This is a genomic window from Cupriavidus sp. SHE, from assembly GCF_000812445.1.
In the GTDB taxonomy this organism is placed as follows: Bacteria; Pseudomonadota; Gammaproteobacteria; order Burkholderiales; family Burkholderiaceae; genus Cupriavidus; species Cupriavidus metallidurans.
On the sequence record NZ_JWMB01000016.1, the window covers coordinates 31,477 to 44,010 of the forward strand.

Below are 12,534 nucleotides of genomic sequence, written 5' to 3' on the forward strand. Positions count from 1 at the left end.
GTTGCCGCCTTATTTCGATGGCACGTACTCGACCGCGCCGATGTCCACCCCACCGCCTTGCGGCCGTGGCGTCCCGAAGAAGTCGTGGTCCGGCGCACCCGCCCCTGCCGCGTTGATCGCCGGAGACGCGCCCGTGATCGAGTAATTGCCAAGCGGCACGCCGTACCCCGCGCTGCCCGCGGTGACGGAGGCATTCACCAGCGACAGCGGACCGTAGGACATGTTGATCCACTGGTTACCCTCGTCCGGCGTGGCCGACGGCGTCAGGCTGAACAGCGGGTTCGGGATCACCGCATCGGCAATGCCCGGTGGCACCGAGATGCCGTTGCCACCCGCTTCCGGCGGCTTGCGCGAGCCATTGCAGTACTGGCTCACCAGGGCCGGATTGGAGCCCAGATTCCCCTGCCCCTGATAGTCGACGGCATCCGTCAGGATCGACTGCCGTGGCGCAAGCGTCAGTCCCGACGAGTGGTCGCTCGGCCCCATGTCGCCATAGGCGCCGATGTCCCAGTACACCGCTTTGGGCGCGCAGTAGCCGGTGGCGTGTCCCGACTGGTTCAGCGTCGGGATCAGGGTCACGATGTTCTGCAGGCCGGGTATCCCCTGGTCGAGCGCGCCCACCTTGATGTAGAAGGACCGGTTCTGCCAGAACAGGTTATTGGCGATCACCGGGTTCGAGTACGTCTTGCACCCCGGGAGCCCGGCCGGACAGTTCACGCTCTGCCCATTGAACGCGCCGAGCAGATTCTGCGTATGCCGCGCGGTCTCCAGTCCCGCTGGCTGATAGGTGGATGTCGTGACCGGGTCGCAGGTCGTTTCCGCACCCACGGTGGTGCAGTTGGTCGGCGGCGGTACGTTGGCCTGGCTTGCCGCGGCGGTGTTGAACAGCACGCCGGCGGACGCCGTCGAGTCATTCGACACAACCGTGTTGTTGATGAAGTTCACGTACACCGCATCCTGAATCGACACCCCGCCTCCAGCCCAACCCGCCACGTTGTTGGCGATGATGTTGTTGGTGACGGACACCTGGTACCAGCGGCTCGGGTTCGTCGGGCTACGCGCCACGTCGGTGCCGTTGACCGACTGGAGCCGCAGCCCGCCACCCTTGCCGCTTTCCGCCGTGTTGCCGACGATCAGGTTGCTGTCGATCTTTATCCCCGGACCCGCGCCATCTGACAACTGCGGCGCGCAATCCAGGTCGGTTGCCGAGTTTTCGCAGAAGGTGCCATCCGGCGGAACGCCCTGAACGATGATGCCGCCGCCATAGGTGGGTAGCGTGGGGTTATTGCTCTGGTTGAAGAGCACCCAGTTATGCGACATCTCGCCGAAGTAGCTGAAGCCGAAGTGGGCCACGCCACCACCGTCGCCGCTGCTGATGTTGCCGCACACCCAGTTGTAGTCGAACTTGTAGTTGTCGGCGCCCGAGCAGAACGTCACCCCACCCGCCGAAGACGGCGTGGTGGAGTTGATCTCGTCGCCGTAGGAGGCATTCGACGTGACAGCGTTGTGGTGCACCTTCACGTTGGTGTTGTAGGCAAACGGCTGCTGCGTGAAGCCGTCGGCGGCGATGGTGCCGTCAGGCACTTCCACCTGCCCCACCGTGATGCCACCTGTCAGCGTTCCGGCGTTGCCGAACACGCGGTTGTTGGAGACCTCCATGTTGTGGTTCCAGCCGTGCAGGAAAATCCCGCCACCGCCTTGCGAACTGTTGGTAAAGGTGATGCCATCAATCCGCGACGGGTTGCAGAGGAAGTTGCTCGGATAGGTGGAGCAATCCGCCGCGCTGCTGGTCAGCGGCGTGCAGATGCCGTTGGCGCTGCAGTTCGGGTCGGATTGCAGCACGCCGTTCACGGACACGTCACGTACCCCCTTGGCCAGGACGGTGATCGCCGCCCCTTCGTAGGCGCCCATCAGCGTCGGCTCGATAAGCAGCTCGCCCAGGTTGCCATTCAGGGTGCCATCCCAGCCGATCACCGGTTCGAGCGGAATCGCGTCCACCTGCCGCTGCATGTTCGCCGGGCAGGTGTACGTTCCCGACTTGTCATACGGATTGGTCGCGGAGATCAGACCGCCGTTCGTCGCCACGCCAAACAGGCATTGCACCTGCCTGCGCCACGGATCGAGCTTGCCCGAAGGATGCGTATTGGCGTTGACCACGACCGACGGAGCGCCGACACCTTGCAGGCGCACAGGCTTCCACATCAGCAGCATCTCGTTGTACGTGCCGGGGCCCACCAGGATCATGTCGCCCGGGCTCGCCTTGTCGATGGCAGTCTGGATGGCATTGTTGCTGCCGTTCTCGCCGTTGACGAACGTCGGCGCCTTGCCGCCGATAGTGACGGTAACGGTGTCGATCGACTTCTTGCCATTGGCCGCCACGATCGAAAGCTCGCCACACTGGGCCGCAGACTGACCCGCCTGCTGTACCGAGCACGCCGCCACGCCGGCGGGTACCTTGCCCGTGATGCTGAGGTCGCTCCACGTCACGTCGGTCATCGGCTTGCCGCCGATCGTCACGTTCGGACACGGACCCGAGGCCGGGCAACCGGCAGGTCGGCTACCAAAGCCGTAATGCCGGCTGATGGACTTCTCGTTGAACGGCGCCGTCGTGGCCGATGGGCCGCTGTAGGCGTGGTTGGTCACCGTCTGATCGCCAAGCGCCTTGATGGTCAGGTTGTTGCCTGCCGCCTGCACCCATGGCCCGCTGCCAGTACCCACCGTATCGCCTTGCACAGTCGAGATGGCTGGCGTGGCGTCGGGATAGGCGCAGTCCGGCTGGTTGTAGCCATCGGCGAACGCCTGGACAGGCACCACTGGCGTGTCCATGTACTGCGTCTGACCCGGCATAAACGGGATCTCGTAGCAGAACTGGCTGTAGCCGGGGTTGTAGAGCGGGTCGCGCATGGTCTTGCCGGGGTGCGCCGGGTCGGGCATATCCGGATCGTTCATGCACGCCACCATCATGGTCGGCGCGTAGCCAGTCGGATTGGGCGGATTGACCTCCCAGGTGGAATAGTTCAGGCCGTTGAAAATGCCCCATTGGTCCGAGTAGACGCGCGCCACTTCGGTGCCGCCGAAATCCTTGATCGAAATCGGCACATTGGGCACGGCGAACTTCTCTCCGAACTGCGGCGAGTACGGATCGAACTCGGACGAAAAGTCGTCCAGCATGAAGCCCGTATAGTGCGCGGCCACATGGGTGGAGCTGAAGACCCAGAACTTGGCCAGCACGGTCATCTGGTCGGTCAGGATGACTTCCTTGCGATCGCACAGGTTCCGCGAGGCACCTGCAAATGGCGCCACCTCCTTCGAGCCCGGGAACAGGCTGATGTAGTCCGGCACCACACGCAACGCGCCAACGCACGGCCAGAACGTTTCCACGCTGCCCGTGTCGCCCTCATGCCGTGGCGACGAACCGAGGCCCGTGGTCGGATTCTGGGCATTGAAGCGGTTGTAGGTGGCGTTTACCGCGGCCTGGTCGGGCAGGATGAAGATATTGCCAAGCGCGCCGAACTGTTGCGTGACCGGCGCGATGTAGTTGTCGCCAATCAGGATGTTCTTGTCCTCTTCCTTGACCAGCTCGTATCCGGGCGGAAGGATGACTTCCACCACATACTTGCCCGGGGGCAGCATCATGGTGCCGTCGCCGGTCGGGTTTTTCACGCAGATCGTGCAGTTGGTCCCGGTGGCCTTCCCGTTGCCAGGGTTGCGGCCGGTAACGCTCGGGAAGCTGTACATCCCATCGTACGGCGCAGGCTGCAGCTGGTTGAAGGCGTGCATCCCGTCATAGCACTTGAACTGCGCGTTCGACGGCAACTGCTTCTGGGTCGGGTCCAGCCACTGCGTGCTGTTACGCAACGTGAAGAAGAACGGGTCCTTGGCCTGCGTCTCCTGCCCAGGGCAGTTCATGTTCGGCACATTGTTGGTGCGGAAGCCCTGCGCGAAGTCGTCCCAGCTACTGGTCTTCGTGGTATCGACCAGCGTGAGCGCAACCGAGCCATCAGCCGCAACGGTCTTCTGGTAGAGATTCACCGTCACGTTCGGCACGTTCGGCGTCCAGCTCGTATGGATCAGCAGCGCTGGATCATCAAACGGACGCGTCGAGGCGTAGATGACCTCGCCACGGATGCCACCGTTCTCGTTCGCGGCGAATGGCTGCTTGCCGAACTCGATGAATCCGCTTTGGCCCGAGAAGCCCTGCCAGCCCATGGTGGTGATCCATGGCGGATCGATACGGCCCGTGGATGGCTGGTGCGCGCTGCTGCCGGGTCCGTTCTGGATCGAGTATCCATTGCAGTCCGCGTTGTCGCAGTACACCGATCCTGGTACCCGCAGGGGGTTCGGCAGATGAGCCGTGCTGGATTCCAGGGTGTTGGCATAGTTCGACGCGATCGAGGACGTCCCCCCGCCCGGCGTGCCGTCCGGCGGACCGCCCGAGTCATAGACCACGTGCACGCCCGTCTGCTTGAAGCGTGTGGTATCGGCTTCGACTACGTACCAGTTGAATAGCGGGAACACCTCGTTGAACGCCGCATAGCCGTTGAGATCGGTGTTGTTGAAGTTCGAGTAGCTGCCGTCGCGGAACCGGATATTGGTGGGAACAAGCGTCAACCCCGGTTCACCGCTCTGCGACACCCCATCCTTGTTCGTGTCGATGAAGGTGCGCGTGTACAGGTTGGTGTGCCATTGCAGTACCGGGATATCGCCCAGGACCATGTTCTGCCCGCCCTTCACCTGGAATGCGGTAGCCAGGCCATCGACGATCTGGTCGTTCCATTGGTCGAAGACGGTCAGGCGGTATGTTCCGTCCGGAATGCCCGATACCGAGAACGTGCCGTCGGCATTGCACTTCGAGAAGGCAATATCCTCCCCGTCGGGGTCGCCGACGCTCACATAGCATTGCGTGAAGCCCAGCGAATCGCGCGATCCGCTGCCATACAGATGCTGGTTGGGCGGCCGGCTGTAGTGCAGGTTGGTGATCCGGCCTTTCACACTGTTGACGCAGCCTGACCCCGTGCTTGCGCAGATTGCCTTCAGGCGGGCATTAATGATCTTCGGATTGGCAAAGCCGACCGATACATGGAAGCCAGCCGGCCCGAACTCCTGGAAGTAGGACGGCCCGCCAACCTTGATGAACGCATCGTGTGCTTTCTGGCCGTCAAGCGTATTGGTCTGGAGCCACTCCTCTCCCCGGCCGATCCGATCGGCTGCGGGCGTTGCCACAACGCCGTAGCGGCCTGGCATCAGGTTGGCGATGATCGCCTGTCCCACCAGTGGCGACAGCGTCTTGCCATCGGATTCGAACTTCGGGCAGGTCGGGATCATGCCGACCAGCGTGCCATTGCGCGGAGACTTCGAGATCGGGCAGGCATCCAGCCCCGTGAGCGGATCGATCGTTCCCTGCAGCGAGTTCGACAACGGCATGTTGAACATGTCGTAGGTCATCTGTCCGGTCGCATCGCCCGTGCCGCCGGCATCGTCAAAGAGCTTGATCTCGAAGCCGCCCAGGCCCGGCTCGCGGGCCGTGCCAAAGCCGTCCGTGCCGCCACTGACATCGACTTCGCCATTGAGCGGCGCATCGTCCTCGAACACGAACACCGAGATCTTCGCGGTCTGCAAGGGCGTCTGCTGCAGCAGGACGTTCACTGTCTTCTGGCCCGCCGCGATGGGCGCGCCGCCCATGCCGTGGCCACAGGTACCCGAGCCCGGCGCGAAATCCGCGCCTGCTGGGCCGGACGGACAATCCGCGGCAATACTGAAGGGCCGCAACGGGCTGTTCGCGTTATTCGGGTCCACCGGCTTCGGCGCGCCTGCCCCAGCGCTGAACGGATTCCCGGCATCGCCAGGCAGGATCGAGATGTAGTAGCGCTTGGCGGGGTCCAGCACCACCTGACTCGGGTCCAGCGGGGCTTTCTGCGTGGCATCGGTACGGCAACTACCGTTGCCGACATCGCAGGTCGCTGCCGAATGCGTGCCGGTGTTCGGGTCAAGCACCGACTGCCCGGATTCGCAAGCCACCACGCCGACGCATCCCGAGGCGACCACTGGCATGTAGCTGGTGTGGAAGTTGGTGCCGAGACTCGGCACGGGCAGCGGCGGACAGTTGGCCGGCCGTTTCTTGCTGTTAACCTGACAGACCGGATCGATGTAGAAGGTGCGGTCTTCCTCGATGATCCAGCGGTAGTCGTTGATCGGTGTTCCGGTCGGGGCATCCTTGACGGCCACGACAAGCCCGCTTCCGCCCGTGAATGTCACGGTCACCGTGGCCGGCTTGCTGGATGTCTTCTGCGAGTTCACGGCCGTGTAGTTAAAACGGACCGTTGCCGTACCGTTGCCCGACGGCGGCGCCGAGGGAACGGCGGTAAACGATCCATCCTGATTCAGGGTCACCGTGCCGCCGTGCACGGCGCCAGAAATGGCGGCGGTCAGAAGCAGACCCGAAGGATCGGTGTCGTTGGCCAGTACGCCCGGCGCGCCTGACTGGTAGCGCGAGGCCGTACTGCTGGAAAAGGCATCGTCCACCGCCACGGGCGCCTTGCCCAGGCATTTTGAATTGGAGGTGCAGGCAGCCAGCGTGACCTTGGCCTTGATCGCCGGATTGCCATTGGCCTGATAGATGAAGCTGTCAGTGGTGGTGCCACTGGCCGGGCTGTATGTAAACGTCCCATCCGGGTTCAATGTCAGCGTACCGCCAGAAGGCCCCTGCTGCACCGTCACCCCATAGACGCCCACATCATTGGCTATCACGCCCTTGGCCGGGTCCACCACGATGACCGGATTGCCGGGCACCAGGAAATACGTATCCGGGTTGGCCACCGCATTCGTCGACGACGACGCCTGAGGCAGCGCGCCACCATTGACCGCGATGTAGGCCTGCATGCCGCCATCGCGCTGGTTGTTCGTCGACAGACTGAGTTGACGGTCGAACACCGGCAGGGCCAGCGCGCCACTCGCAGGCGCGTTCATCATCACGTCGTAGGCCTTGCCGGCAGCCAGGAACGTGGCGCTCTGCACCTTGGGCGTGCCGGGCAGCACGTTGCCGTCCTCAGCGATCAACGCAACACCGGACGAGCCGGCGTTGCCGGTCTGGGCACCCACGATCACCGGCACGTGCGCGCGCAGCCCTGCATTGACGTAGCGCACGAGAATCCTGCCCGTGGCGGGCGTGGCGCTGACCGGGAAGCTGGACCGGTTCTGGTTCGTGCGATCGAAGGCCACGCCATTGATCATGTAGTAGCGTGGATCGTAGTTCACGGCAGGCGGATAGCAGGTGCCGAACGTTGGCGACTTCGGGTCCCCGCAACTGCCGGCCTGCCCCGACCAGACTGCGGTCTCACTGAAGTTTGGCGTCGCCACCGCCGCTGCCACCGCAGCGTTCTGTACGGGGTCGATTTCGCTAAGCAGCAGTGGCAGGTCAGCGTCATAGGGGACGTTGGTGTATGCCAGCGCGGGGTTGCCGGCACTGGCCGGCGTCGTCACGATCAGCATCCCGTAGAGCCCCATCGGACCCTGAATCGACGGGTGCGTGCCCGATTCGATGAGATAGGTGCCAGGCTTGAGGTTGCTCCACGTCAGCGTAGCCATCCCGCCCGTCGCCACTTCGGTCGAGAACGACTGGACGCGGGCGGCCTGTTGGGGCGGCGTGAACTGTGCGGATCCGCCTGCAATCGGCCACGTTGCGGTTTGCACCGGGTGGGCCGGGCTGGCCGTGGTCGTGGCCGTCTTGCCGAGGCCCCCGCCCAGTTGCCCCGCGATGACCAGCGAGGTCGGAACCCCGCTCGTGGCGTTCTTGGGCACCGGCAGGCTGTTGGTAAGGTTGATGGTCAACGTGGTCGCGGCGCCAACGTATGGCACCCGGATAATGACCGGCGACCAGCCCGTACCGGCGTTCGCATTGGACGCCACGCACGTCGCCCCGGTGGCGGTGCCGCACTTGTAGCCCCACATCGGCACGACCTGGCCATCAGGCATCGCCGCCGTGGCCGCCTGGGCCGTGAGGTTGACGGTTTGTGCAAGAGACTCGCCGCTCGCCACGAGCAGCAGCGACACCGCGAGTCCTGCCTTGACCAGGTCAAGCACCCTGGCCCTGAACTGATCGGATCTCATCGCGTTTCCCCCGCCCGCTAGTTGCCTTCGTTAATCGTGAATGCCTGTGGGTCCACAAGCATCATCATCATCATTCCGCCCGGGAAAATATTGTTCGTGGTGATCTCGCGCTCATTGTGCGAATGCCACATGAAGGCGAAGCCAGCCTCGCTCGTAGGCGGATTGGCGATGGTCCCGGAAGGCGGCGTGGTGCCATTGGCGCCCACGGCGCGGATCGTGGCGTCCGGACCGAGGTATGGACTGCCGCCGTACCACGTGCCGTTGGTCAGGATGTTGGCGTCGGGCAGCGTCACCGGCCCGCCACTGGCGACATTGCCGAACGGATGCGCCTCGAGCGCCTTGTTATGGTCGGCGCACCACTCGTAGTAGTTCGGCGCGTGCGGATCGATCGTGTAATAGCCATTCGCGTCCGGCTGGCACACCACCGGTTTGCCGGCGTATGCGGGGAAAGCCGGATCGGTGTAGACAGCGCCAGCCACATGGCCGTACACATCCCAGTTCAGGCCCTTGCCCGTCCAGTAGAAGATGCCGTCCATGGCCAGCCCCGGCGTGGTCGTCGTGGTGAACAGCAGCGGCCCGGCCAGCTTGTTCGAATCGCTCTGGCTCAACAGCAGGTTGCCGTCCCTGGCCAGCACGCGTACGTGGTTGCCGTGCTCGTGGAAGGGGTGCTGCCAGCGGCCAGTCCCGATGATCCGCAACAGCACCAGTTCCCCAGGATGCATGTGCGGATTGCCGTTATAGGGCTGATGCGGGTACTGCACGGCATAGTTCGGGTCCATGAGGTCCGGCATCGAGCGACCGTTGATCATGAAGTACGCCGGATGGTACGGCTCGGTGACCACGGACATGCACCCGTTGGGCTGGTTGCACGTCTTGGCCGCCTGCTGCTCCGCCTGCTCGTGGATACGCGGATCGAGTTCGGAGAACTGAAACAGGTACTCGCGGTCGTAGCACGCCGACGGATGGTTGTAGGCGGCTGCCGCATTGCGGAAGTCGGTCTGGCCATCGGGCAACGTGGCGGCCACCGCGCGGCATCCGGGCGGCACGACCGTCGCGCCGCCGCCACCCGATGTGGGCAGTACGATGAGCGCCCCGTACATCCCCATCTCGATCTGCAGATCGCCCTGCGTGCCGCTGTAGTAGGAATGAGTACCCGGCGTAGTGGCAACGAAGCTGTAGGTCACCGTGCCACCACCGTTGGCCGCTTCGCGCGTCAGGAGGCCCGGGACACCGGTCGGTGTGTTCGGGCAGGTCTTGTCCGGATTCAGCGCCGCCGCGCAGACCTGGAAGCCCGGAAACAGGATCGACGTGGTACCGGCCGCGGCAGGAAGGTTGTTGGTCAGCGTGACAGTGACGGTGTCCCCCTGCCTGACGATCAGCGTCGGCCCTGGAATCTGCATCGAGGAGCACGTACCCGTGATGTTGGCAGGCAGGAAGCCGGTCGGCGTGGTCTTGCAACCATAGCCCCATGAATAGATGCTCGATCCGTCAGGCTGGCTGATGCGGTTCGCTTCGGCGTTCAGGTTGAACACCGGGCCAGTGATGCCGGGCGCCGCGGCCTGCACCGATGCGCAGGCCAGTGCAACCACACCGGCAAAGGCCAGCGATGCCACCCTGGACGCCCCCCTGTTTCTGGATAGTTGGCTCACGGCATCTCTCCTAGGAACAGACCTTGCTGACGGGGTCGACGGCGTTGCAGATATGGACTTCCGTCATCAGGCCACCGAAGTTCTCCGCATCATTCGAGAGGTGATCGAGGTTCGGCGTGTACAGGTAGAAGGTCGAACCGACCGGGAACCTGTTCACATCGCTGGCATCGAGGATCACGTCGATCGATTCGCCACCGCCGAGCGTGATCGAGTTGGTGTAGTAGGTCATGTCACTGCCGGCCATGTCGCGCAGCAGGCGCGCATTGACGGCAATCACGTGCATCGGGATGCCGAGCGACGCCAGCGTCTGGAACTCGCTGACGTCGAGGTCCGAGATCCGCAGCAGCGCCTTCCCGCCAACGGGAATGTTGATCAGCGTCGGCAGCGGTTGCGAGAAGTGCTCGGTGCCGTCCGCCACCTGGGTATGCATCGCCGCCTGGTTGATCGTATCGGGGTAGCTCCGTCCGTTCAGCAGGAAGTACTTGTCCTTCATGTCGGTGAACGGCTCGGGATTGAACGTCATCCCCACGAAGTGGAAGTTCGGGTCGAAGCCGTGGATCTGGATCGGGTACTCAACGTCATAGGCGGTGGATCCGTCGCCATCGTTGTAGGCATAGAGGGTGGGCGTTCCGCTCTTGTTAGGCACACGCTTGAATGTGTTCTGCGGTGGCAGCGGCGTGGCGCAGAGAATGTCCGTGCCACAGCGGGTGCGCGGGTCCGCCTGCTGCGACATCAGCGCCGCGTACAGCGTGGTGGTGCCGTCCATTGGCACGCGGTTCTGGCGCGGCCGTACGTAGATCTGCCCGACCATGCCCATCTGCAAGTGCTCCGGTGGCGTGATATGGCAGTGCCAGAAGTACGTTCCGGCGTCCGGCGCCAGGTAGTAGTACGTGAAGCTTCCGCCGATATTGATCGCGACCGAAGCGTCCGGCACCCCGTCATAGAACGACGACGCATTCGGGTAGCCGTGGAAGTGCACGGTGTGCTGCTCGAACAGGTCTGGGCGCATGATCATCCCGACGTTCGTCAACGTGAGGAAGAACTCGTCGTCTTCGTCGATCGCCATCGTCGGCGCAGGCATGTTGCCGTTCATGACGCCTACGTCCATGATTTGCTTCGGATCGACGTGACCGGTCAGCGGATGGTTGGCGTCGGTTGCCTCCGGATCCGGCACCAGACCCACCGCGCCGTTGTAGGTCGGATCGGTCTGTGGGCTGCCCACGGTATTGAACACGGAGTTTGGCTGGGTGCCGGGCAGGCCTTTCTTGATATCGGCCAGCCCCGACAGTGGCCCGAACGAGAACAGGTAGGTCTGTGTGCCATCGCCCATCGTGGCGTAGCCATCGCCGCCGGAGATCTGCTGGCATTTGATGCCTGCCGCGACGCCACCGCCCTGCGCGGGTGCCGGATGCAGTGTCGTGCTGTCCGGACACTGGACCCGGAACGACTGTGCCAGTGCGGGCAAGGCGATGCTGGTCAGCAGCAGCGCGGTGAACGCGCTGCGCAATATGCGGGAACTCGACATACGGCCTCCTTCCTGGCGGCAGCCTCGGTCCTGGTCCGGTGCCCCCGGCTGTCTGCGCGCGCAGCCGAACGATCCGGGCGAATGGCCGATGTCCAGGACATCCATCGCCCGATGCTTCCATTCTGGAAAGCGCGACGAAAGCTTGGCATGGGGCAACACCCTACTGATGCGGTAGGGCAATCCATCAAAGACTGCCCCGTCTTCGACACCCTCAACCGCCCGGCCGCAATGGCGCGAATGGAGAGGTCCTGTTCCCGTTGCCCGGCACCGCCCCTTTCCCACCGCGCGTGTTCGGCGCTGGCGTCTGCGGCCCGGGGTTCGTGCCCGGAATGCCGCGGCCAGGAGGCACATAGAAAAACTGCCATTCGGCGTAGGTCCTGGCGTTCGCGAACTCGGCGTAGCGTCTGGGAAACCTCGCCCGTTTGATCGTCTCGGCGGTCGAGCTGCTGTAGACGCCGTAGATCCGGCCACCTTCGATCAACAGTTTCCAGTCGGCCTTGCCCGTCATCGGGTCCGGATAGGCGCGTCGCAAGTGGTGCAACGGCACGGGAAACCGCTTGTCCTCGAGCAGATCGTCGATGGATGCCGGTAGCGCGCGACCCACCAGGTAATAGCTCTGAATCGCCTGCCTGTACTGTTCGCCAACGAAGAGCAGTTCTTCTTCCATCTGTCGCCGTCGTTGCAGCGCCCACACGTCCAGCGCCCCTTCCATCGCGATCGCCATCAGCAACAGCGCGATCAATAGCGACAGCAGGACCAGCCCCTGCCCTCGCCTGCGACGAAGGCATCCACGCACCAGACGCGCACTCGGCTTCAGGCTCATTGGCTTGGCCGCCCGGTTGCAGGCGCCGCGGACGCTCCCTCGGCTGCGGTAGTCGTGGCAGCGACGGGCTTTGCCGCCTCCGGCGCGCTGGCGGGAGCCAGGTCGTACACGCCGGGTTTCTCGCCGTCTGGCGATGCAACGACCACCCAGTCACGGCTGCCGCTGACCGGATCGTCGGGCACATTGCGCAGGTAGCGCCGGGTCACCAGCTCGTCGAGTGTCTCGGGATAGCGCCCGTTGTCGCCGTAGAACTTGTCAATGGCGTCGCGCATCACAGCAAGGTTCTGCCGCTGAACCTGTTCCTTGCCACGGTCGATCGCGTGAAGGTAGCGTGGCAGCGCGATGGTCAGCAGCAATCCAAGGATCGCCATCACGACCACGATCTCGATCAGCGTGAATCCCCGCCGCCACGTGAAAGCCGGAAATCGCAT

Annotated in this window: 5 protein-coding genes; all 5 read right to left on the bottom strand. The window is 63.8% G+C overall.

The features are described 5' to 3' along the window. Positions 1-9: 9 nt before the first annotated feature. Positions 10-8,106 (bottom strand): Ig-like domain-containing protein, encoded by an 8,097-nt coding sequence (locus RN01_RS07635; RefSeq protein ID WP_024569382.1) that lies wholly within the window; start codon positions 8,104-8,106, stop codon positions 10-12. 17 nt (positions 8,107-8,123) lie between these two features. Further along, positions 8,124-9,755: a multicopper oxidase family protein gene (locus RN01_RS07640; protein ID WP_024569383.1), complete on the bottom strand. Its 1,632-nt coding sequence runs from the start codon at positions 9,753-9,755 to the stop codon at positions 8,124-8,126. 10 nt (positions 9,756-9,765) lie between these two features. Continuing rightward, on the bottom strand, positions 9,766-11,280 hold the full coding sequence (locus RN01_RS07645; protein ID WP_017515258.1) for a multicopper oxidase family protein: 1,515 nt from the start codon (positions 11,278-11,280) through the stop codon (positions 9,766-9,768). A gap of 211 nt (positions 11,281-11,491) precedes the next feature. Further along, positions 11,492-12,103, bottom strand: coding sequence for a hypothetical protein (locus RN01_RS07650; RefSeq protein ID WP_017515691.1), 612 nt, complete (start codon positions 12,101-12,103; stop codon positions 11,492-11,494). Continuing rightward, positions 12,100-12,534 carry a type II secretion system protein gene (locus tag RN01_RS07655; RefSeq protein WP_017515690.1) on the bottom strand — a complete coding sequence of 145 codons (435 nt, stop codon included), beginning with the start codon at positions 12,532-12,534 and terminating at the stop codon, positions 12,100-12,102. Before RN01_RS07655 ends, RN01_RS07650 begins: the two co-directional genes overlap by 4 nt.

Coding starts and splice junctions, on each gene's coding strand:
- RN01_RS07635 (WP_024569382.1), bottom strand. CDS start 8,106: ATGAGATCCGATCAGTTCAGGGCCAGGGTGCTTGACCTGGTCAAGGCA.
- RN01_RS07645 (WP_017515258.1), bottom strand. CDS start 11,280: ATGTCGAGTTCCCGCATATTGCGCAGCGCGTTCACCGCGCTGCTGCTG.
- RN01_RS07650 (WP_017515691.1), bottom strand. CDS start 12,103: ATGAGCCTGAAGCCGAGTGCGCGTCTGGTGCGTGGATGCCTTCGTCGC.
- RN01_RS07655 (WP_017515690.1), bottom strand. CDS start 12,534: ATGCGATTTCCGGCTTTCACGTGGCGGCGGGGATTCACGCTGATCGAG.